Source organism: Chitinophaga varians, assembly GCF_014529945.1.
GTDB classification, from domain to species: domain Bacteria; phylum Bacteroidota; class Bacteroidia; order Chitinophagales; family Chitinophagaceae; genus Chitinophaga; species Chitinophaga varians.
This window is the reverse complement of record NZ_JACVFB010000004.1, coordinates 1-26,076: the sequence shown is the minus strand read 5'-3', so window position 1 is coordinate 26,076 and position 26,076 is coordinate 1. Positions and strand designations below refer to the sequence as shown.

The following is a 26,076-nucleotide window of genomic DNA, read 5'->3' as shown; positions in this document are numbered from 1 at the left end:
TATCTATTTTGTGAAGTTGAGTATGTCTGTTTTATCAGGCCTGTTGGCATCTTCCTTGTTGCCGTTCTCCAGGATGAGATCAATGATGTGGTTGATCTGCCGGAGATAATATTCGCCGGCCAGCCTTTCTCCCATCTGCTGCGGCATGCAACGCGTTTCCCATTCCAGCACGAGCGCATCGGCAAACTCAAAACATCTCACCGGCAGGGTGGCGGAAGCCGCTCTTTTGGTGGTGACGCCTTCGCCGCCGGCTTTCGTATAGCGGGTATAGTGTGCGGGCAGCGCCATTTCCCCTGATTCATTCACGTGGTTGATGTGATACCGGGTTACGCTATCGAGGGGGAAATGATACTTTTCCTTAAACAGCCGCCGGATATAAACGGATGGCACTTCCTGGCTGGCGCGTGCCGCCATGTAAGTACGCTGGATGTCCTGCATCGCTTCTTTCGTATAGCCATTGTCGCTATGGGAGCATTTGAGCGGCAGCGTGCCGGTAAACAATCCTGTTACCTGTTCGGGACTAAACCCGGGCAGGTCCATATCCTGGCCGTTCACCACGGTCTCTATGATAAACTCTTCCCCGGCAGTACCTTCCTGACAGGCCAGATGATAGAACACGCTTAATATGAATGTGCTCATGAACACGTTCTCCCGTCTGCAATACTGACTTACCCGTACAAATCTTTCTCCGCCGACGATTTCCCGGTTGGCGATAATCTGACTGCCGTTGGCCGCCTCATAAGGTATGCCTTTCAACAGCAGGCTTTGCAGCTGTTCTTCCCAGAAAGTGATTTTGGGTTGGGCATCGGGCGACTGTAAATATTGTTGTTGCAGGAAAATGAAGTCCTGGTACGTATACAGGGGCGCCGGTGTTGATATTTCCGTGCCTTCGAAGTAGCTGATCAGGCGGTGTTTGATGAGGGCATTAGAGGCATTGTCTGTAGCCAGGTGGTGAATAGCTACCAGCACGTAGGCATCGTCGCCGTCACCCAACACGGCGCATTTTATCACCTGGCCGCTGTAGATATCAAACGGTTCATTCAGAAACTCTTCGATGAGCATGCTGATGCTATGCTCGCTGAGGCCCGCCGCTTCTTTCCCGATGAATTTTATCTGGTACCTCATCTCGTCCGGTGGTACTACTTCCTGTAGTATTTTACCCTGATGACGCGAGAATTTCAATCGCAGCACCTCATATTCATTGATCACTTTCACATAGCTGTCGATAAACCGCTGTTTGTCGAATCCTTTCAGGTGGAACCGGAAGTGACCATAGGCATGTGCCGCCACGCCATCGTGGTAATACAGCTGCTGATTGAGCGACAGCTCATAACTACCGGTGGGTCGCACTTTGTCCGCTACCCCCAGGGTGCTGTCCTGACCGGCATCCGTGGTTGTTTTCAGCGCCAGCAGTTCCAATACAGGATATCTCAGCACATCGTCAATTTTCACGGTATACCCCTGTTGCTTCAGTTTATTGATCAGTGAAATGGCTTTCAGGCTGTTACCGCCCAGTTCGAAGAAGTTGTCTTTTATACCGATGGGATCTGCCGTATCAAACAGCTGGCTCACGACTGCCACCAGCATTTTTTCCGCATCGGTGCGGGGAGGCATGTAGCCGGCCTTTCTATCCATATCTGCCGATGCAGGATCGGGCAGCGCTTTTCTGTCGACCTTGCCGTTGCTGGTCAACGGTAACATCTCCAGCTGCATAAATCTTGATGGCACCATATAAGCCGGGAGATACGCGAGCAGCCGTTGTCTCAGGGTAACGTCCGTTTGTTCTTCCCTGCTGACTACATATGCCATCAGGTATTCCATCTCCTGCGCATCTTTTACCGGCACCACACAGGCTGCGGAGATCCCGTCCAGCTTCAGGAGCGCCTGTTCCACCTCACCGGTTTCAATGCGGTAGCCATGGATTTTCACCTGATCGCCTGCCCTGCCTATGTACTCCATGCTACCGTCCGGCAGCCATTTGGCCATATCGCCGGTGCGATATACCCGCTGCCCCGGTTTAAACGGATGGGCGATAAATCGTTCCGCGTCCAGGTCCGGCCGGTTCAGGTAACCTTTTGCCAGTTGCGTGCCGCCTATATACAGCTCACCGGTAAGGCCTGTTGCCATCAGTTGTTTTTCTTCATCTAATATGAAGACTTCAATATTGGGTGTTGGTTTACCAATGAGGATATTACCTTTCGTATCGGTATCTGTTCTTTCCAGCGTTTCGGTAATACAGCCTACCGTTGCTTCCGTAGGGCCGTATTCGTTATAGATTTTCATATCGGGGTTGAGTGAGCGCAGGAAATCTACCTGCGACCATCTCAGTTCCTCTCCGCCTAATATCAATACCGCTGCTGCCGTAGCTGCCGGCGCCGCCTCTTTCAGCAATTCAATATGCGAAGGCGTACATTTCACGAAATTGATATGGGCTTCTCCGAAGAAAACATCCTCCAGGATTTCGCTGACAGCCGATTCCTGGGGATAGATGAACAGTTGCCCGCCCTGTAGCAACGGACAGAAAATACTGGTAACTGTCAGATCAAAAGATAACGAAGTGAACAGCGGTACTTTATAGATGGTGCCCGGATCATTCATATATTTTCCGAGGCTGTATTGCAAATAGTTATACAGGCTGCCATGCTGTATCATCACGCCTTTGGGATTGCCGGTAGACCCTGAGGTATAGATAATATACGCCAGGTCTTCTTTATCCACCACCGTGGCCACCGGTGCAATTGTTTCCATTTCAAAGGCAATCCTGTCGCGGTTCATAAATATGCGGGCGCCGGCCGGCATGTCTTCGAACAATTCCCTGTAACTGGTGTCTGATACGATAAAAGCAGCTTTTGTATCCGCCAGCATATAAGCGATACGCTCCTGCGGATAGGCCGGATCGATGGGCACATAAGCAGCTCCCGCTTTCATGATGCCCAGGATACCCACTATCATATCGAAAGAGCGGTCCAGGCAAAGCGGTATCAGCATGCCCTTTTGCACGCCTTTCTTTTGGAGGAAATGTGCAAACTGATTGCTCTGTTCGTCCAGTTCCTGGTAACTCATCGTTTCACCCTGATAATAGAGCGCGATATGATCGGGCGTTAAGGCCGCCTGCTTCCTGAACAGGTCGGTGGTGACTAACCCTTCCGGATATACGGTTGCGGTGTCATTGAAGTCATGCAACAACGTTTCCTGTTCGCGGGCTGATAAATATTGTAGCCGGGATATGGGTTGTGCGGGGCTGTCTGCAGCCGACAGCAACAGATTTTTAAAGTGTCCGATCAAACCGGCGATCGTCTCTTTGTCGAAGATGTCGGTGTTGTACTGCACGTTCATATGCAGGCCGTCTGCTTTTGGCGCAAAGGAGATATGCAGGTCTGTTTTCAGCGAACAGTTGCCCGCCTCTCTGATACCGTATGCTTCCGGGTCCGGGTTAAACGCTTCTTCTGTGAAATCATGCTGGTTCTGGAAGGCCATGATCACATTGAAGATAGCCGAATGGCTGACATCGCGGCGGACGTTCAGTTCTTCCACCAGTTTATCAAACGGATATGCCTGATGTGAATAGGCAGCCAGGGCCACGCTTCTGATTTTATCCAGTAGTCCGGCCACCGTGTCAGCACCGGAGAGTTGCGTACGCATCACCAGGGTGTTGACATACAGGCCGATCTGATCTTCCAGCGCGGCGTGTTCCCTTCCTGCCACGGGGCAGCCGATGATAATATCTTCCTGCCCGGAGTAGCGGAACAACAATGTTTTCATGACCGCCAGCAAGCCCATAAACAGCGTGGCATCATTATCACGGCACAGTGCCAATAACCGGTCGGTAGTAGTATGCGCTATCACCGTAGCCAGTTCGAAGCCGTTATGTCCCATCACTGCGGGCCGTGGCCTGTTGAGCGGCAGGGAGAGTACCGGCAGCGTGCCTGACAGCTGTTGTTTCCAGTAAGCGCGGTGCGTATCAAAAGCTTCACCGGACAGCTGCTGCTGTTGCCAGGAAGCGTAATCCTTATATTGAATTTTCAACGGTTGCACCTCCGGTATCGCTCCGTTTTCAAAGATCCTGTAATAGGCCATCAGCTCCTCTTTCAGCAAATCCATGGACCATCCGTCGCTGATAATATGGTGCATATTAAAATGCAGGAGGTACTTCTCCGCATCGAGTCGTATCAATCCCACCCTTAACAGCGGTCCTTTTTCCAGATCGAAGTCCAGGGCATCATTCATGTTCAGATACGCTCTGATGACTTCTTCCTGCATACCTTCCATGTCTTTATAGCGGAAGAGGGGTGGGAATGTGTCAAACGGATGGACCACCTGCCGTAAGGCGCCTTCTTTATTTTCCCTGAAAGTAGTACGGAGAATTTCATGACGGGCGACTACACAATTCAGTGCTTTTTCCAGCGCCGGTACATCATATTTTCCTTCGAGGTAAAATTTACCCAGTATATAATAAGCGCGGGAGCTGGCTTCAAACTGGCTCAGCACCCACATTCTGTGCTGTGAAGAAGAAACCGGGTAATCATCCTGTAAGTCTACCGGCCTGATATCCACGAAAGCACCGGGCGTCGCGTTGGTGATAAAGTTGGCCTGTTCTTCGAGACTTGTCATAGAGAACAGGGCCTTCAGGGGGATTTTTATCCCAAATTCTTTATTGACAATACTTGCCAGACGGGTGATTTTTATACTATGACCACCGCATTCAAAGAAATTATGTTTTACACCAATGCCCGTTCTGCCCAGCACGCTCTCCCATATTTTCACCAGCTTCTCCTCTACCGCATTGCGGGGTGCTATATAGCTGACATTTGTTTCCAGTGCGATGCCGTCCGGATCGGGTAAACTCTTTTTATCTGTTTTACCGTTGGAGGTCAGTGGCATTTTCTTCAGCTGCACAAAATAATCGGGGAGCATATACTGCGGCAACTCTTTTGACAATAATGTTCTCAACTCCGCCGGGTCTATGCTCCTCTCTGCCACCAGATAGGCTACCAGGCACATTTCCCCGTTCCTGTCCGGCCGTGCTGTTACCACTGCGTCTTTAATACCGCTGATATTGTTCAGCGTATAGGCGATTTCACCCAGTTCTATTCTGTAGCCGCGTATTTTCACCTGATCGTCTATACGTCCGCTGTATTCCAACTCTCCGTTGTCCAGCAACCGGGCGCGGTCGCCGGAGCGATAAAGCCGTTCTGCGCTGTTATACGGATTGGGGATAAAACGCTGACTGGTCAGTTCCGGTCTGTTGAGATAGCCATTACAAACCCCTTCTCCGCCCACGCACAGTTCACCGGACATACCGATGGGCAACAGTTGCTGATACTCATCCATCACGTAACAGCTGAGCGTGGGGATGGCCACCCCGATGCTGGCGCTGTTGGCGGCTATCTCCGTTGCGGTGACCAGCTTATAGGTAACGTGCACCGTTGTTTCCGTGATGCCGTACATATTGATCAGTTTTGTGTCGGGATAACGTTGGTGCCATTCCGTTAGTTTCGCCGGGCTCAAGGCCTCACCGCCAAAAATTACGTACCTGAGATTCAGCTGTGCCGTATCGTTTTCCAGCTCGTGCCGTATCAGGTTATAAAAAGCAGAGGGCGTCTGGTTCAGAATGGTCACGGCTTCCTTTATCATCAGCGAACGGAAAGCAGCAGGGTCTTTGGCCACGTCTGACGGGACCATCACCAGTTTGCCGCCGAAGAGCAGGGCGCCGTACATTTCCCATACGGAGAAGTCGAAGCCATAGGAGTGGAACATGGTCCACACATCGTCAGCCGAGAAATCGTACAGCGGCTTTTCCGTAATCATGAGCCGCACCACATTGTTGTGCGTCAACAGCGCGCCTTTGGGCTTGCCGGACGTACCGGACGTGTAGATCACGTAGGCCAGGTCCTGCGGCTGATTAACCCACGGAAGATTACTGTCCGGACAGGCCGCTATTTCCTGGCTACATGCTGTCAGCATGTCTTCGTCAATCACTACTTTGCAATTGCTGTCCGTAGCGATGTAGGTGATACGCTCTTCCGGATAGGCGGGATCGATCGGCACGTAAGCACCGCCCGCTTTTATGATTGCTATGATGGCCACCGCCATCTCTATTCCTTTGTCCAGCGTAATGCCTACCAGGTCCTGCGGTGCGATGTGGTAGCGCATGCGCAGATAAGCCGCCAGTTTGTTGGCCCTGCTGTTGAGCAGTTCATAGCTGATCGTATCCTCACCAGACACCACCGCGATGTGGTGCGGGTATTTCTCCACCTGTTCTTCAAACAGTTGTACAATTGTTTTATCTGTTGGATAGTCCACATACAGGTCGTTCTGAACGCTCAGCAAATGTTGCTTTTCAGCGTCGGGCAGGTATGCTATGGTAGCAAGCGGCTGATACGGTTTTTCCAGTATTGCAGTAAGGAGGTGGGCATAATGACCGGTCATCCGCTCTATTCTGGCAATATGATAATACTGCTGGTTAAACAACACCTGTATTTCAAACCGGCCATCCTGTTGACTGATCAACAGGTTCAGGTCTGCAGCCGGGCCATTTTCCACAGCGATGGCCGCCGGCGATGCCGTTTGAAAATCTACCAGGATATCGAAGTATTCGTGCGCTGATGTAATATTCAGTTCCGGTATTTCTTCCAGCGGCATCCATCCCAGGGCTGTTGCATTGCGGTAATCCACCACTACCTGTTCCAGCAGCCCGGTAAAGAGGAGCGCCGGTGTGAGGTCATTTTTCAGGATAACACGGCTGGTTTCCTTTCCGGCCGTATTCCTGCAAACCAGGCCGGTAACAATTTCAGGGGTCCGGCTGTAGCGGTATAATAATGCGTTGAAAGCCGTCAGCAGCAACATGTTGGCGGTAGTGCCCAGCTCGTCGGCGCATTGGGTGATCCGGTCTGACAGCTCTCTGCTGAACTGATAAAGTGATACCCGGGCCTGGTAGGGTTGCTGCCCCTGTAGTTTTTCTTTGTCGCCTTCCAGACGGAAAGGCGCTGTGTTTTTCAGCTTCTGGTTCCAGTAGTAAGATAATTCCTGCTGGTTATTATTCGACGGCTGCCGCAGGTCGGCCAGTTTGCAGACCGGCATGAGCGGCCGCTCCACCATCTGTTTCAGTATCTCCAGGAACAGTTTACCAGCTTTATCGGCACTGAAGCCGGGCAAGGTTTGCCGTGCAATGCTCATGGACAGTTTGTAGCTGCCACCGGTAAGGCTAACGGTTGTTGTAAAGAAGTTGTTGTTGCGTCCGTATCCGCTGATCGCCATTGCCGGCAAGGCCGACTGTTTGCTGTCGGAGGCGGTATCTTCCATCATGGAATCATAGGCGTGGAAGTCAACAAAATTAAAAATCATGTCAAAGAAAGGATTCTTGTAGTCTGCCTGTTTTCCGTGCAGCTGCAATATTTCCAGGGTGCTCAGGTGCTCATACTCTTTCAGTGTCACGCATTTCTCATGTATCCTGGTGATAAACGCTGATACAGACTCACTTCCTCCCGTCGTCATTCTGAATGGCAGTGTATTGAGGAAACAGCCGAGTATTTTATCGCCATCTTCACAATCGGGGCGATTGTTGGTCACCACGCCGGCCATTACTTCCCTTTCATAACTCAATAATCCCAGCATCTCCAGATAGGCGCTCAACGATACTACTTTCACGGTAGTACGTAATGACGATGCCAGTTTTTCGATCTTCTGGTAGAACGCTGGTTCCAGGTATTGGGAGAAAGTATCGAAATGGAGCTTGTCCGCAAACAGTTCCAGGCGACGGGCGCCAGAGAGTTCATCCCGCCAGAACTGCCGGATGTGCTCATCCTGCCGGTCCATTTCGTGCCTGATAATAAAATCCCGGTAGGCGGATTTCAAACGGGCAGGCTTATAGTCAACGTCTGTTTTCAGATGCCGGTAGATATTGTGCAGCTCTGTGCTAAAGGAGGCATCACTCCACCCATCGATGATAGCATGATGCGCCTGGAAAAGGAATATCATTTCATCGTTGCCGAAGTTAAAGGCATGTATTCTCCAGAGCGGGGCCACAGCGGGCACGAAAGGGTCTTTGCGCTCATCATTTACAAATTGCTGTACGTGTTGTTCCTGCGCTGTTCTTGGCATACCGGACAAATCTTTATAGCCGGTACGCGGACTTATTTTCCGGTGAACGATCTGTATTTCGGTGTCGTAATCGCTGAGGTTAAAACTGGTGCGGAGGATCTCATGTTTTTCCGCCATCAGCTCCACCGCTTTACTGAACAGGTTAAAATCAAAATCTATCATCACCTTTCTTTGTATGATCTGATCATGATAGATACTTAATTTTTCATTCAGCAGGGATTCGTACACCATTCCTTTCTCGATGTCGCTCATGGGATAGATATCTTCCACATTCGCGGCCACCTCCTGCGGGAGGGATGCCAGCACCTGTGCTTTCAGGTGTTCTATTTTTTCTCTCACAGCAGTTTCCAGCGCGGCTTTCTCTTCGTTTCTTCCGCTGGTGCCGTTCTGTGCCATTACATGGCTAATGATGTTTTCAATGGTATTGTGTTTATAGATATCGCTGATCTGAATATTCAGGTCCAGTTCTTTCCGCAGCTCGGTCATCACGCGCAGTATTTTGATGGAGTCTCCACCCAGTTCAAAAAAGCTGCTTCTGATGCCTACTTCCCGGATGCCCAGCACGCGGCCCCATATATCTGCCATTATCCGCTCTGTTTCCGTTACCGGCGCCACATAGGCAGCCATGGTTGCCTGTGATCTGTCTTCCGGGTCAGGCAATGCTTTCCTGTCTATTTTTCCATTGGGCGTCATCGGGAATTTGTCCAGCCGGATAAAGTGATGCGGCAGCATGTAATCGGGCAGGCTGGCTGAGAGCCAGTTGCGTAATGCCGCCATGTCCAGCGGCTCTTCTGCCTGTAGGTAGGCCAGTAATTCCTGGCGACCATTGGCATCCGGCCGGGCCATCACGAGGCAAACATCGACCCCGTCAAAACCCAGCAGCACATTTTCTATTTCTCCTGGTTCAATCCTGTAACCGCGCACCTTCACCTGATCGTCTGCCCTGCCGAGGTATTCCACGTTTCCATCCGGTAACCAACGGGCTACGTCGCCGGAGCGGTACAGCCTTTCTCCCGGAATAAAAGGATGTGGAATAAATCTTTCCGCCGTCAGGTCTTCCCGTTTAAAGTAGCCGTGTGCCAGCTGGCAACCGCCGATATACAGTTCGCCGGCTACGCCTACCGGAAGCAGGCACAGATGCTCATCGAGTATATACAGCGACATGTTCTGCAGCGGCTTACCAATGGTGGTCCTGTTATGCCCCCATACCGGGTTGGCAGACATGCTGGCGCAGACGGTTGTTTCCGTAGGCCCGTAACCGTTTACTAATCTAACGCCTTTTGAAGTGACCATTTTCGCCAGCTCCGCTGTCAAAGGCTCCCCGGCAGAAATCACCAGCCTCAGTTTACCGATAATATCTCCGATCTCCGCAATGAAAGAGGGCGGGAATATAGCCACCTCTATCCGGTGCTCGTCTATCAGGCCAGACAGGTAATCTGCCGACAGCAGCGATTCTTTTACCGGTATCACCAGCAACCCGCCGCTTAATAAAGCAGAGAATATCTCCGCACAGGACGCATCGAAGCTGAAAGAGGCAAACTGCAGGATGGCCACCCCCGCTTTCAGTCCCAGGTCTGCTGTATAGCTCAGCCCCAGGTTCACCACACCCCGATGATGGAGCATTACCCCTTTGGGTTTGCCCGTAGATCCGGAGGTAAAGATCATATATGCCAGCTGATCTGGCGCTATTGTCACCTCGGGGCTGCCGTCAGGCTCCATTTCTACCGCCAGCCAGTCACGATCTACGTATAACTTAAATGCATCCTGGTCTTCCAGTATATCTTTATAAAAAGTATGGGAGATAATAAAAGAAGCAGCGACTTCATTCAGCATATAATCGATCCTGTCCTGCGGGTAGGAAGGATCTATCGGCACATAGGCGCAACCCGTCTTGAGTATGGCCAGGATGCTGATGATCATCTCGGCCGACCGGTCAATACAAATAGGGATAAAGCCGCCGGGTTTTACCCCTTTTCTGATTAAATACTTTGCCAGCTTATTACTTTTCTCCTCCAGTTCATCATAGGTGATGGTTTCCCCTTCGAAAGCCACCGCCGGCATCTGCCCGTTTTCTTTCACCCTTTGCCGGAAAATATCGATGATACTTTTATCGTCGGGGAAAGCTGTTTGGGTATCGTTAAAGTCAGTCAGCAGTTGTTGGCGTTCTTCTGTGGAAATATATTCCAGCGTATGCAGCGGCATTTCCGGCTGTAAGATCACCTGCGTCAGCAGATTCACGTAATGGTGAATAAAGCGGACCATGCTTTCCCTGTCGTAGATATCGCTGTTGAACTGCACGCCCATATGCATTGCGCCTTCCCTTTCCAAAAACGAAATATGGAGGTCTAGTTTCACCGCACGTTTTCCGCCGTCGATAATAAAGCCGCCTTGCCTGGTGTCCAGGTCTTTCAGGTCTCTTTTATCGAACTGATTTTGCAGTACCATCACAATATCACAGATAGGCGACCTGCTCATATCGCGGCGTACCTGGAGGTCTTCCACCAGGCTATCGAAAGGATATAGCTGATGGCTGTATGCCGAGAGCGTTACCTCCCTCACTTTCCGCAGCACTTCCGAAAAGCTGTCGCTACCGTTGACGCCTGTACGTAATGCAATGGTGTTGATATAAAATCCGATCTGGTCCTGTAGGTCGGCGTGATCTCTGCCCGCAACGGGACAGCCCACAATGATGTCTTGCTGTCCGGTGTAGCGGAACAGCAACATTTTTAATACCGACATCAGGCCCATAAAGAGTGTTCCCTGTTGCAGCTGGCAAAGTTCGCGCAGCTTTGCTGCCAGATCGTTGCTGATGCGGGCCGACAGTTCATAGCCGTTAGCCGTCATCATAGCGGGCCGCTGCCGGTAGGAAGGCAAGGTGAGTCCCGGCAATTCTCCCTGAAGCTGTTGCATCCAGTAAGCGCGGTGTTCCGCAAACAGGGCGCCCGACAGCTGCTCCTGTTGCCATACGGCATAGTCTTTATACTGGATAGGCAGCGGGGCCAGGTCCGGCGTTGTCCCTTTGGTATATTGATCGTAATAGTAGGCCACATCCTTGAGCAATACGTTCATAGACCAGCCATCGCTGATGATATGATGCATATTGTAATACAGGAGAAACTCTTCTGCCGCCAGTTGCATGAGTATGACCCGGAAAAGCGGTCCTGTCTTCAGATCGAAAGGGTGCTGCATATCTTCGTCGATGATGCCTTGCGCCGCTTTCCTGGCATCGGGGACATCACTCAGATTTACATATCTGAGCGGTATGCTGAATTCTTCGGCAGGAATAATCCACTGACGCACATCTCCCTCTTTTTCCCTGAAAACGGTACGTAATATTTCATGGCGCTTCACTACCGCAGCAATGGCCAGTTCATACCTGGCGGGATCTGTGGCTCCCGGCAGCGGTAACACCGCCGGCATATTGTAGGCTACAGACGCATTGCTGACCGCATCAATGATATATAGTCTCTTCTGGGATGAAGACAATGGATAAGATGTCTGTTCCGGGGCCACCGGAATATGTTGTTGTTGGGACACCTGCATTTCAAGGCTGCGCAGGTAGGTCATCAGGTTTTCTCTTTTCTCTTTGATTTGTTGGATGACATCTTCCGTCAATACACCTTTGGGGGCAACGATATCCAGTTTACCGTCTTCATCTATGCGGAAAGAGATATTTAGCTTTCTGAAATTTTCCAGGAAATGTTTCATACGCGTCATATAAGGGTTAAAAGATCATGTCCGGAGAGATGATCAGAAGATATGTTTACACTAACCTCGCCGCCTGGCTTGTTTTTACAGGATGTAATACAGGGCTTACGCGGATAATACGGAGCGACCAGAGTTCTTTGATCTCTTCAGCGAGGGCTTCAGGGTCCACGGCGCCACTGTCTATCTCATCAGCCAGCAGGGAGTAGAAGGAACTTTGCCCGTCACAATTATTCAGGGCATTATACAATTCATAGGAAAGTGCGTATTTCTTCTCGTTGTAAGTATTTCCGGCCACGAACTGCTGCATCCCGCCTTGTTCTGTTGTATAGAGTTTGATAAAAGCGGGCACCTCCGGATATAAAGAAAGAATTTTCTCTGCCGTGATCTCTTTCTTCTCCAATATCAGATCATGGATAACAAGACATTCCAGGTCTGTTGTCAGGAAGCAGTTGATGGCCTGCTCCGGCGTGTCCACGATGGGTTCAGCGTTATTGTTGAACGACGTGTTCAGCACAACGGGCACGCCGGTGATGGCGGCGAAGTTTTCAATCAATTGGTGATAAGCAGGATTTATTTCTCTGGCGACGGTATGCAACCGGGCGGTGCCATCCACATGGGTGGTAGCGCCCAGTATAGGCCGGTACGCTTCTTTTACCCGCAGGATGAAGCTCATAAACGGATATTCCCGGCCACTGTCCGGTAGTTCGAAGATATCTTCTACTCTTTCTGCCAGCAGCGACGGGGCAAAAGGACGGAACCCTTCCCGCATCTTCACCTTCATATTAATCAGGTCTTTGTTGCCTGCCGGCCTGGGATCTGCCAGGATGCTGCGATTGCCCAGTGCCCGCGGACCAAACTCCGAAGCGCCCTGAAACCATCCGATCACATTACCATGGGCGATCAGCTTCGCCGCTTCGCTGCAAATATCTTTACTGTAACGTACCGTTACAAAATCCCGCCAGCTGTTTACCGTAGCTTCGCAGGCATCTTTATCCGGGCATTCGCTGCCCAGGTAGAGATGTTGCATTTTATGCCGTGCCGCGCGGGGAACCAGCTGATAAAAAACCGCTAAGGCGGCTCCCAGCGGGATGCCGCCATCATGAGATGCCGGCTGTACGAATATATCGTCGAAAATACCGGCGTAGCGCAGCCTGCCTGTCATGGTGCAGTTAAGCGCTACCCCGCCGGCCAGGCACAGGTGCGTAGCACCCGTCATAGCCTTGTAATGCTGCAGCACATGAAACGTAATATTTTCGATCGCTTCCTGTACAGCGGCCGCAATATCTTTATGGTCCTGCGTCATCGGCTCCCGGGCTGTTCTGGCGGGCAGCAGCACTTTCAGTTTCTTCACCTCCGCCCAGTCGATATGAAACTGCCCTTCCGGCAACAAGGAATACACCCCGTTGAAAATGTCTCTGTATTTAGCACTGTCGCCATAAGGTGCCAGTCCCATGACCTTGTATTCATCGAAATTGCTGAAGCCGAGCAACCGGGTTACTTCCAGGTACAGGTGGCCTATGGAATGGTCTTTCGAGAATGTGGTCAGTTTCTCTATCTCATTGTTTGCGGCCTGATATACGCCACCGGAGAGATTATCGCCCATGCCATCGATGGTGAGGACAAGGCTTTGGTCGAAACCGGAAAGATAATAGCTGCTGGCCGCATGTGCCAGGTGATGATTGACGAAGGAGAATTTTTCGGGGGAAACATCTTCCTGAAAATACTGTCTGAACACATGACTTAAAAAGTCTCTGGCAGAAGCATGGGCAAAGGAAGCGTCGATGCGGCGGTAACTGGCGATGAGCGCATCAAAATTCGTTTCTTCCATGGGGATGGCGAAGGCATCTACCTGTGAAGCAGTGATACCGCATTTGTCCAGGCAGGCTTTAATGGCCAGCAGCGGCAGTTTGTTACTATGTTTAATCCGGTTTAATCTCTCTTCTTCAAAAGCTGCCACTATCTTCCCGTCTTTCAGCAGCACGGCCGCCGAGTCATGGAATTCACCATAACTTATATTAAACCTGTTTTCATTGATGAGGGATAAGCTCCCGTTAATACCCAATACGAACATTGCGAACCATTTTTAACGTCAAAGAGATGAATTAAAGGGAGTGGCTTTCTGTATCATAGGCCGCCTCCATAATAGCGGTAGCAATGGTGCGGTCCCCTTTGTACGGATTACGCCCATGTGCTGCCAGCATATTGTCCAGGAAGATGATATCTCCTTTCTGATAAGGGAATACCACCAGGTTCTTTTTATAGGCATTGCCAATTTCCTGGTACTCTTCAAAGGATATTTCGGTGCCATCACCAAAAAAGGTATCTGAGGTAAGGTATTCTGAGGGAAGAAAATCGTCTGCTTCCAGTCCTAGCTCCTCGTAGCGGGAATATTTATTAAAAAAGTAGACATGGTTAAACCAGGTCTCATCACCGGAAACAGGGTGATTATATACAGCGGGTTTAGTCCATTCTATGATCATCTGGTCCTGTTCAGGAAATTCATAGCTGATCTTATTTTTGTGGCAGATTTCTTTGGCCACTTCAATATCATTTGTCTGAAACACTTCCTGCCAGGGCATGCCAAGGTCCGGAAACAGGTTTCTCCGGTACTTCACCCCTTTCGCCCTGAATTTCGCTACCAGCGCGGGACTGATATCGGCGAGCACCCGGCGGGAGTCTGCAATGGGTGTTTCTCCTCCTTCCTGTGCGGGCACCAGGCAACAGAAAACAATTTTTCTGCCCCATACACGGCTATACGAAGATTCGTTATGCATGTTGATGGTCCGCTCATTGGGGTAAATGGTGGAAGTATAGATGTTCCTGATATTTTCGTTGAGCTCAGAACGGGGAGATGATCTGAACATATATGGTAGCGGGTCGGTGTTAAAGCATTTGGTGAACTGGCTGAATTTCTCCACGGTATCTACGCCGAAGCCTCTGAACAGGATGCCGCCATGTTTGACCAGCTCCTCTTCAAACTGTTCTTTGTGTGTGCTGATCCATGCCGCCAGGTCAACGTTTTCACCGGCAGGCGTTACCAGTAGCGGCAATACCTGACCGCTCTTTTCAGAGAATGGCGCTTTGCGTATAGATTGCTCCCTGCCGGAAGCCATGGCTTCCTCCGGTGTATGTAAGCCGGCTGGTTCATTTTTCATATAGCAGATTTTTTTGGTGAGATCATTGGTTAAAAGATGACGGGATCAGAGTTTGATATTTTCACTTTCTTCTCCGCCGCTATTGGCGGCTCCTTTGGCGAACCAGGTGGCATTGAGGATTTCGCTGGCGATGCTTTCAATCCTTGGGTCTTCAAACATTTTCCGGATGCTGATGCTAACGCCGAATTCTTTGGACACCCTGGCCAATATTCTGATGGCCATCATACTCTCGCCTCCCAATTCGAAATAATTGTCTTTTATGCCGATATCGATGTTGGTGCGGAATACCTCTTTCCAGATGGCGACGAGTTTTTCTTCTACCTCATTGCGTGGCGCTACATATTCAGTGCCGCCGGAAATCGCCAGTCCTTCAGGGTTGGGAAGGGCTTTGCGGTCTACCTTTCTGTTGGCCGTCAGCGGCAGGTTTTCGAGCTGTACAAAAAATCCGGGCACCATATATTCCGGAATACGTTCCAGCAGTTGTTTTCTGACCAGCTGCGCATTTACCACGCCTTCACTGACCACATAGGCCACGAGGAATTTGTATCCGCTTTCATTCTCCCATGCCTGTACACTGGCGGAGCGGATCGTTCCCAGGCTCAGCAGGGCATGCTCCACCTCTCCCAGTTCTATACGATAGCCTCGTACCTTTACCTGATCATCATTCCTGCCGATGTACTCAATAGTGCCGTCCGCCAGGAAGCGGGCCTGGTCGCCGGTGCGATATAATCTTTCACCGGGCCTGAAAGGATTCGCCATAAAACGTTCCGCCGTCAGTTCTTCTCTGTTGAAATAACCACGGGCCAGCTGTACGCCGCCTATATATAATTCTCCGGTAACACCTTTCGCCACCAGCCGCTGCTGGCGGTCCAGGATGTAAGCCGATGAGTTATGAAACGGTTTACCGATGGTGACAGTGCCTTGTTTTTTCAGTTCAGCGGCCGTTACCCAGATCGTTGTTTCGGTGGGGCCATAGAGGTTCCAGCACTTGTTGTCTCCGAGCGACAGCAACTGGTCTCTCAGGTTCCGCTTCAGTGCTTCGCCGCCGGTGAGTATCACCAGGCCTTCATCGTTCTTCCAGCCGCTTTCTACCAGCATCTGCCAGGTAGAGGGTGTTGCCTGCATATGGGTAGGCTGATATTGTTCCAGCTGTTGTATCAGTAAGTTGGCATCTGTCACCTTGGCCCTGGGAGATAATATCACGGTACCGCCTTTGAGCAGTAAAAGATATAATTCCAGATACGCGATATCGAAGCTGTAGGTGGTCACTGCCAGGATGCTGGATGTTTCGTTCACTTCCAGTAAACTGTCTACCGACAAGAGGAAATTCAGCAGCGAATGGTGTTCAATGAGCACGCCTTTAGGTTTTCCGGTGGAGCCGGAAGTATAGATGGCATACGCCAGGTGATTGGGCGCAGGATGCTCCTCCGGCGCGGATTCCGGCAGTGTCATGATATAATGGCTGTCGTTGTCCAGCATCAGTAGTAAATCATACTGATCTATAGTGAACAGCTCTTCATGATGACTGTAAGTCAGTACCATCTCCGCATGCAGGTCGTCGATCACATAAGCGATCCAGTCTTTCGGATAGGAAGGGTCCAGCGGCACATAAGCGGCGCCGGCTTTTAAAATGCCGAGCAACACAATGGGCATCTCCAGTGACCGGTCTATGCAAACCGGTACCAGCGCGTCTTTCTTCACGCCTTTCTCTCTTAGATAATGCGCCAGCTGGTTGCTTCTGTTGTCGAGTTCCGCGTACGTGAGTTTATCGCCTTCAAATACGATGGCGGTATTGTGGGGGGTCAGCGCAGCCTGCCGACGGAAGAGGTCTACGAATGTTTTATCTGTCGGGAAGTCTGCCCGGGTATTGTTGAATTTCTTCAGTTGTTCCTCCTCCTCGGCAGTAGAGAGGTATCGCTGTGCCGCGATGCTTTCTTGCGGCTGTTCTGCCACGAGCCTCAGCAGCCGTTTGTAATGTTCGATGAAACGGACAATCGTTGCTTTTTCATATACGTCTGTATTGAATTGCACCGCCATATGCAAGCCATTCCCTCTCTCGGTAAATTCAATGCTCATATCGAATTTAACCACCGCAGGGCCGTTGTCCACTACGCGCTCGCCAAACAATACCTGTGGCTGATCTTCCGAAACGGTCCTGTCGTGCTGGTTCTGCAACATCACCATGATATCAAATACAGGTGAGCGGCTCATATCACGGCGGACATTCAGATTTTCCAGCAAAGTATCGAAGGGATACACCTGATGCTCGTAAGCTGCCAACGTTGTCTCTTTTACTTTGTTGAGCAGCACTTCGAAACTATCGGTGCCTTCAAAGCGGGTGCGCAGCGCTATCGTATTCAGATACAGGCCGATCTGATTTTCCAGGTCGGGATGTTCACGGTTCACTACCGGGCTGCCGATAATAATATCTTCCTGTCCGGTATAACGGTACAGTAAGCCATTCATGACCGCCATCAGCCCCATAAAGAGCGTAGCCTGATGTCCCTGGCATACCGCATTGAACTGAGCGATCACGTCCGGATTGATCACCGTGTACAGGTTATGTCCGTTTTCGGTGAACATGGCGGGGCGCGACTTATAAGCCGGCAGCGATAATACGGGCAGCTCTCCGGACAGCTGTTCCAGCCAGTAGCTGCGATGCGCCCTGAACTCCTCGCTGGCGAGGCGTTCCTGTTGCCATCCCGCATAGTCCTTGTACTGGATTGCCAATGGTTCGAGATCGGGCACCAGTCCTTTTACATAACATTCGTAAAAATAAGTAAGGTCGTCTGCCAGTATCTTCATGGACCAGCCATCGCCGATGATATGATGGATGTTGAAATACAACAGGTATTCTTCATCTTCCAGCTGTATCATCCTGATCCTGAATAGCGGCGCCTGACCGAGGTCGTAGGGCCGCAGGCGATCTTCCCGGATCATCAGCTGCGCCGTCTTCCGTTTATCGGCATCCATCCGCAGGTCGGTGTATATCATGCCATGATCAAAGTCTTCCGCAGGAATCACCCATTGGGTCACCTCTCCTTCTACTTCCCGGAATACCGTCCGCAGAATTTCATGGCGATGGGTAAGTGCCCGGATCGCCTGTGCGTATTTATCCGGATAGTAGATGCCCTGCAACGGAATCACGCTGGGCATATTATATGCTGTGGATTCCTTGTTCAGTGCATTGATCACCCATAAACGGCGCTGAGACGATGATAACGGATAAGAGGTACTTTCCGCCACTTTGGGAATACCGGTACTTCTTTCCGCCGAGGTACTCTGAATGGCTGCCTGTATTTTAACTGCGAGGCTTCTGATGGTCGCCTCTTCAAATACTTTCTGCACGCTGAGGATAACACCGAACTGTTTACTGATACGCGACAGCAGTTTGATCACTTTGATACTGTGGCCTCCCAATTCAAAGAAGTTATCCACTACTCCTATAGGGCCCGGCACTGTCAACACTTCTGTCCATATTTTGACAAGCTTCTCTTCTATATCGTTCTGCGGCGCTATATATTCTTTCACCTTTGCGGCACTCTTCAACGGCCTTGCCGCCAGTTCCCGGCGATCTACCTTACCATTCGACAACAGCGGAAATTCCGGCACTTCTATAATAGCCGCCGGCATCATATAGGCCGGTAATTTATCCTGCAGATAAGCTGTCAGTCCGCCGACATCTACTTTCCCGGTCACATACAATACCAGTTCCTTTTCCTCCTCCTGCGACGTGGTAATGACCGCCACGCCTTTTTCCACGCCTGGCGCCTCCTGCAACGCATGCTCTATCTCTCCCGGTTCTATGCGGTAGCCGCGAATTTTCACCTGGTCGTCTGCCCTGCCCAGAAATACGATTTCACCGTCAGGCAGCTGTTTCACGAGATCGCCTGTTTTATAGATCCGTGAACCGACATTGGTAAAAGGATCGGGGATAAAAAATTCCGCCGTCAGTTTATCATTTTCCCAATAACCCGCAGCCAGGCCCTTTCCGCCGATATACAATTCGCCGGCTATGCCTTTGGGAACTACCTGCATGTTTTTAGAGAGTATGTAGATGGTGCTGTTGGTAAATGGCTTACCAATAGGGATAACGGTATCGTAGGATTTGTTTTTACCCGCCACATGCAACAGCTTACCCACCGTGGTTTCCGTAGGCCCGTAGTGATTTACCACCATGCAGGATGGTTTGGTGGCATATATCCGCTGTGGGATCTCCGCATACAGTGTTTCACCTCCAAAGATCAACAACCTCTCCGGCAGCAGCATTTTGTCATTTGTTGACAATGCCTGCCAGTGGGCGGGTACAATTTTCACACAATCGATCCGGTGCTCTTCGAAATACTGACAGAGCGCAAACCCGTTGTTCAACCTATCTTTTGAAAACAGGTGCAGGCATCCGCCGGACAACAAAGAACCATACAGTACGGTATTTCCCAGGTCGGTGAAAATACCGGATACCAGCGCAAAAGATTTACACTGCACCATCGGCAGGTTGTCGAACAGCCCATCGATATAATCCAACATGTTGGCGTGACTGATCATTACCCCTTTGGGCTTGCCGGTTGAACCGGAGGTATAGATGATATACAGCAGTTCATCCGCACGTAATGGCAGCCCGATATTATCTGTTGAACCTTTACTGATGGCGGCATGATCGGTATCCATGGCCACCACTTCCCTCGCCCCGGCGAGCAGGCCACGGTAACATTCCTGGCTCACCGCTATTTCCGCATGAACATCGTCCAGGATGTAGTTGATACGGTCTTGCGGGAAGGAAGGATCAATAGGCGCGTAGGCTGCACCGGCTTTAAGGATGCCCATGATGCCTACGATAGCGTCCGGTGAACTATCGATGCAAAGCGGAATCACCGCTCCGCGTTTCACGCCTTTCTGCCGAAGATAACGTGCCAGTTGATTAGCGCGTTCATTCAGTTCGCCCCAGGTCAGCTCCTGCCCTTCGTATATCAGCGCCATGGTATGCGGCCGGCGCAACGCTTTCTCTTCAAAACGTGTCACCACGGTATCTTCCGGTTCGGATTCAATATTGGTCTCCATCAAGGCCTGTTGATCGGAAGAAGGCAATAAGGTAATGCTGTCCAGCTCTGTATCCACACCGGCCATAAATCCATCGATCACATTCCGGAAGTGAACGAGTATTTCATCCACTGACTCCTTGCTATAAACAGAATCACGATATATAATGGTGATCTTCAGCACATCGCGTATCGGCGCAATCTGCAGCGTAAAATCATAGTTGGATTCGATGTAGCCTGATGTAGACAACACGTCCAGCTTATCCAGTCCCTGCGCACCATTCAGCTCTTCATTGATGATTTCCTGCACAGGGAAATTTTCGTAGACGAAGATATTATCAAACAGTTCCCGTTGTTGTTTTCCGGCCTGTATGTCTGCGAGGCTCAGGAAGTGGTGCGACAGGGAATGAATGGCCTCCTGTTGCACAGACCATAAAAGGTCTTTCACCTGACTACCCTCTTCATACCTTACCCGCACGGGAATGGTGTTACTGAAAAGCCCGATCATATGCTCGATGCCCACCACTTCTTCCGAACGACCTGACACCACCGCACCAAATACCACGTCGTTGCTGTTGTTGTATCTTCCGAGGAGGTATGACCAGCAACTGCGGAAGAAAACATTTTCCGTGATGCCCTGGTCTTTGCACAGGTTATGCAGTTCATCCATGAAAGCGCTGTCCAGTTCAATCGTGGTCTTATTCATCCGGTAAGACTCATCTGCCGCCGCCTTCTTCTTAAACGGCATCTCCGTGGCATGGACGTATCCATCGAGGTAGGCGTTCCAGTAGGCGTGGCTCTCCGCAGTATTCAGGGAAGACAGCCATTTGATATAGTTCACGTAAGAATTGACATTCACCGGCTCCGGTTCACGATTATTGATGATTTCGCGATAGATACCATAAAACTCCCGGATCAATAAACTGCTGCTCCAGCCATCCATCAGGATGTGGTGGTGCGTCCAGATAAACTCGTACTGGCTGTTGCCCAGCTCAAATATGGTCAGCCGCATCTGGGACCCATTGTTCAGATCGAAGCCTTGCAGCCGGTCGCGTTGTTTGAGCGCATCTACCTGCTGGTCTTTATCGCCACCCGCCGCATCGTAGAACACGTGTTTAAAATCGGGCGACACTTTTTTCCGCACCACCTGTATATTTTCGGTGCCGTACTCATGATGGAAAGTGCTGCGCAGGATAGCATGCCGGTTGGTGAGGCAATCGAAGCTTTTTTCCAGGGCAGACACGTCCAGTTTTCCCTGCACGCGGTAGGACGACTGGATCACATAGGCCGTGGTAGCCGGATTGGTGACCCAGTGGTAATAGATGCCTTCCTGTAGCGGAGACAATCGGTATACATCTTCCAGATTGTTGTCTTTGTTTAATGCGCTTATTTCATCCATGGTAAGTCCTTTAAACGTGAGGTCACTCGGAGTCAGATAGATATCATGGGTATCGGATAAAGTAGTGATGAGCGCTTTCAGGTAATTTTCATAGTTATCAGAAAGGCTTTTCATTTGTGCGTCCATGTATTTATTGGCGTTATAGCTGATATTCATGATCAACCGTCCTTCTACGATCATACCGGTAACCGTTAGTCCGCGGTCCACAATATTCCGGCTGCTGATATCCTGCCCTTTGTATTCACCGGAATAGCTGAACAGGCTGTTATCCTGTCCGGAGGTAACGCCAAAGCCAAAATCGCCCAGATAGTTGAAAGTGATATCTGTGTCTCCCAGCGGCGCGAGGATTTCTTTTTTATCGTCCCGGAGATAGCGTAATATGCCATAACCAATTCCTTTATCCGGAACGGTCCGCAGCTGTTCTTTTACCGTGATGAGATAATCCACGCTGTTGCGGATATCTTTTGTTTGTAGCAGCAACGGATAGATGCTGGTGAACCAGCCTACCGTGCGGCCGATATTGACACCGTCCAGTATTTCCTCTCTGCCATGTGCTTCCAGGGCGATCAGCACTTCCGTCCAGGACAAAGCAGCGCCGATACTACAGCCCAGTGCTGCCAGCAACACGTCGTTGATTTCAGTACGCCACGCTTTGTTGGTCCGGGTGAGCAGCAAGGTGGTATCTGCGGTGTCCAGTCCGAAGGAAACGGACTTTTTAAGCGTGGTCGTTTCGGCTGCTGGCGTATCACGGCGACGCTTACCCGAAAACTCCGCTGCCGTATTTTCCCAATAGGCCATTTCTGACAAGGCAGCGTCACTGTTGGCGTATTGCTGTAATTTTTCGGCCCATTGCTGGAAGGAATCGCTTTTAAGCGGCAGTTGAGGAGTCTCTCCGTTTAACAGCATATGGTAGAGGGTCGACAAATCTTCCAGCAGAATGCGCCAGCTGACGCCGTCCACTACGAGGTGGTGAATAATGATTAATAACCGGTCGCCGTCGGGTAAATGGAACAGCCCCAGTTTCACCAGCGGGCCTTCCGTGAGGTTGATACTTTCCTGCAAGTGGTCGCAATGGGAACGCATCTCCTGCGGATCTACCGCTGGTCCGTATTCTTGTATGTCGAATAGATCAGCCGCATATATTTTCCCTTTGTTATACTGTGTCCATCCGCCGTTTTCTTTTCTGTATACCATCCGCAGCGCATCGTGGTGTTCCAGCAAGGCGGTGAAACATTTTCTCAGCAGTTGCACGTTGATCACTTCTTTGCTGTACAGCAGCACAGATTGATTGTAATGATGCATGGCCGGATATTCCTTTTCCATAAAGAGCCGTTGTATCGGCGTCAATGCCACGTTACCTTCAATATTATCCGGCTGTTCTGTTTGTTGCGCGATACCTACCCTGACCGCCAGTTGCTCTACCGTAGGATACTTTAGTATCTCTCCGATCTTAATGGAGTATCCCTGTTGCTTTAATTTGCTGGCCAGCAGTATCGCTTTGATGGAGTCGCCGCCCAGATCGATAAAGCCGTCCCGGATGCCGATGCCTTGTTTTCTGAAGATGCTTTCAAAAATCTCCACCAGCTTTTCTTCCACGCTGTTACGGGGAGCGGCATAGGTGGTGCCGGTGGCCGCAGCGTTGCTGCTGTGTTCCGGCAAGGCTCTTTTATCGATCTTACCGTTGGCCGTCAGCGGTAATGCAGGCAGCTGCACAAAATGGGCCGGTATCATATGTTCCGGTAATCTCTCCTGTAGCTGCTGGCGTAGTGTTGTTACATTCAACGGCTCCCTGCTGACCATATATCCGACAAGGACTTTTTGTCCGTCAGCTTCTTCTTTCACCTGCACCGTTGCGGCGGAAATATTGTTGATGGCCACCAGCGCATGTTCTATCTCACCCAGTTCAATACGGTAGCCGCGAATCTTTACCTGGTCATCTATTCTGCCCTGGTACTCGATGTTGCCATCGGGCAGCCAACAGGCCAGGTCGCCGCTGCGATAGATCTTTTCGCCTTTGATGAATGGATCAGCAATGAACCTGTCGGCGGTGAGGTCCGGTCTGTTGAAATATCCGCGTGCCAGTTGTACCCCGCCGATATACAGTTCACCGGTAATGCCTACAGGGCACAATCTCCGGTTGGTATCCAATATGTATATACGGCTATTGGTCACCGGCTTACCGATGGGGATGCTTCTGCCGGATGCAGGTGTTGTTCCCGGAACGAGTGGGTTAACAATACAGCCTACGGTTGCTTCCGTTGGGCCATATTCATTAAAGATCCGCATTTCCTGATTGACAGACCGCAGCAGGGACACGTGCGTGTGTTTCAGTTCCTCTCCTCCGATGATGATGCCTTCGATAGCGGAAGGGCGTAAGGTAGCCGCTCCCAGGATATCTATGTGCGAAGGTGTACATTTCAGGAAGTTGATATTTTTTGTACCGAAGAAAATATCCTCCATAATATCACTGACAGCATCTTCCTGCGGATAGATGACCAGCTCTCCGCCGTTCAGCAACGAACAGAAAAGGCTGGGCACTGTGAGGTCGAATGAAACAGAGGTGAACAACGGAATTTTATAGCGTTGTTCTTTTTCCGGCATAAACACGCTGAGGCAGTAGCAGAGGTGGTTGTACAGCCCCGCATGTTCTATCTGCACGCCTTTGGGGCGACCGGTAGATCCGGAGGTATAGATCACATAGGCCAGTTGCTGAGGCGCTATTGCCGGCAGCACAGGGGTGGCCTGTTTATCTTCCTGTAGCGCAGCCTGTATTTGTGGCAGCACTGTTTCATCAATAATCAATTTGCTGCCGCTATCTTCTATTATAAAATCAATTCTGTCCTGTGGATAATTCACGTCTACCGGCGCATAAGCTGCTCCTGCTTTCAGGATACCCAGGATGGTCACCATCATCCATTCGCTCCGGGAGAGCTTCAGGACGATAATATCATCCCGATGGATGTGATACTGTTCTTTCAGATAGCAGGCCATGCGGTCTGACAGATCATCCAGTTCCCTGAAGGTCAGCTGTTGGTCTTTATAACTGATCGCAATATCATTGGCGTGTTCTTTTACGGTAGTCGCAAAGAGATCGAGTATATTTTTGTTTGCGCCATAGTCTGCCGGTGTATCATTGAAAGTATGCAACAGCTGCTGTTGTTCTGCGTCAGACAGGTACGCGATGCTGCTGACAGGCATTTCAGGGTTAGCGGTAACCTGGTGTATCATCCGGCGGAAATGTTCCATCAGGCGCACGACGGTGTCCTGTTCAAAGACATCGCTGTTGAACTGCAGGTCCATATGCAACCCATCGGTTTTTTCCACGAAGGAAATATGCATGTCCAGTTTCACCGCACAGGGGCCGTTATCGATAATTGTTTCGATGGGCGCCGCATCGGTATCTGCCTGCATGCTGTTGCCAAACTGACTTTGCAGCACCAGTACAATATCGAATAGCGGGTAGCGGCTCATATCACGGCGCAGGTCGAGATCTTCCACGAGCCTGTCGAACGGATACTGCTGATGATCATAGGCAGACAGGGTTACCTCCCGTACCCCGTCCAGCAGCACGGCAAACGCGGCGTTTCCATCAAAACGGGTACGGAGCGCCATGGTGTTTACATAAAACCCGATCTGGTCTTCCAGTTCAGTATGCGCTCTTCCCGCTACGGGGCTGCCGATGATAATATCTTCCTGGCCGGTATAACGGTACAGTAGTCCTTTGAGTACGCTCAGCAGTCCCATAAACAGCGTATCCTGGTAACGGGCACAAACTGCCTGGAAATCGGCAATGGTGCGCTGCCCGATGACGGTGGACAAACAACGGCCTGTATGCGTCAGGATGGCCGGCCGCGGCTTTTTAGCGGGCAATGCCAGCACCGGCAGTTCGCCAGACAGCTGCCGCTGCCAGTAATTACGATGATGTACGAACCCGTCGCTGGCCAGCTGTCGCTGCTGCCAGGCGGCATAATCTTTATACTGAATGCGCAAAGGCGCCGTCACCGGTTCTTCTCCACGCGCGTAACTATTGTAATATTCCAGTAGTTCCCGGCTTAGCAATTCGAGTGACCAGCCATCGCTGATAATATGATGCATGTTAAAATGCAGGATGTAATGTGTTTCATCCCTGCGTATCAGTCCCGCGCGCAGCAACGGTCCGTTGGCCAGATCAAATGGCGATTCCTGCTGTTGCTGTAAAAACGCCGCCAGTTCTTCCGCCGTATAGGCCGTCGCATCTGTGAAGGTGAAATGAAACGGCGATGCTGCTACCGGCAATACCACCTGGCGCAATTCTCCTTCCGCGTTTTCACGGAAAACCGTGCGCAGTATTTCATGGCGGGCCATCGCATAATTAATGGCCTGCTCAAAAGGGAGGGGTGTATAAACGCCTTCCAGCATGATCACCTCTGGTAAATGATACGCCTGTGAGGTGCCATCAAACTGGCTGGACGACCATAACCGCCGCTGACCAGCAGACACTGCATAGTCTTCAGCCGCCGGTATTTGTGCTATTTCTTCATAGGCGGATGTTGTTCTGGATGTTAACAGCAGCGCCTGTGCCGCAATGGTGGTATGGGTAAATAATTCCTGTACGGTTACCTTGATATGCAGCTGCTGACGATATACATTCACCAGTCGCATCACACGCAGACTATGCCCGCCTGTGCGGAAGAAATCT

General features: G+C 50.7%; 4 protein-coding genes. All 4 read right to left on the bottom strand.

Annotated features, from left to right (window positions below; all coding sequences use genetic code 11):
• Window positions 1-3: 3 nt before the first annotated feature.
• Complete coding sequence (locus tag ICL55_RS20250; protein ID WP_188100699.1) at window positions 4-11,808, bottom strand: non-ribosomal peptide synthetase; 11,805 nt, start codon at window positions 11,806-11,808, stop codon at window positions 4-6.
• Between the two features lie 55 nt (window positions 11,809-11,863).
• Entirely contained in the window at window positions 11,864-13,879 is a 2,016-nt protein-coding gene (locus tag ICL55_RS20245) for a carbamoyltransferase family protein (RefSeq protein WP_188100697.1), read from the bottom strand.
• Between the two features lie 31 nt (window positions 13,880-13,910).
• Entirely contained in the window at window positions 13,911-14,963 is a 1,053-nt protein-coding gene (locus tag ICL55_RS20240; RefSeq protein WP_188100694.1) for a TauD/TfdA family dioxygenase, read from the bottom strand.
• Window positions 14,964-15,008: 45 nt separating this feature from the next.
• A partial coding sequence (locus ICL55_RS20235; RefSeq protein WP_188100691.1) for a non-ribosomal peptide synthetase occupies window positions 15,009-26,076 on the bottom strand: 11,068 nt, incomplete at its 5' end.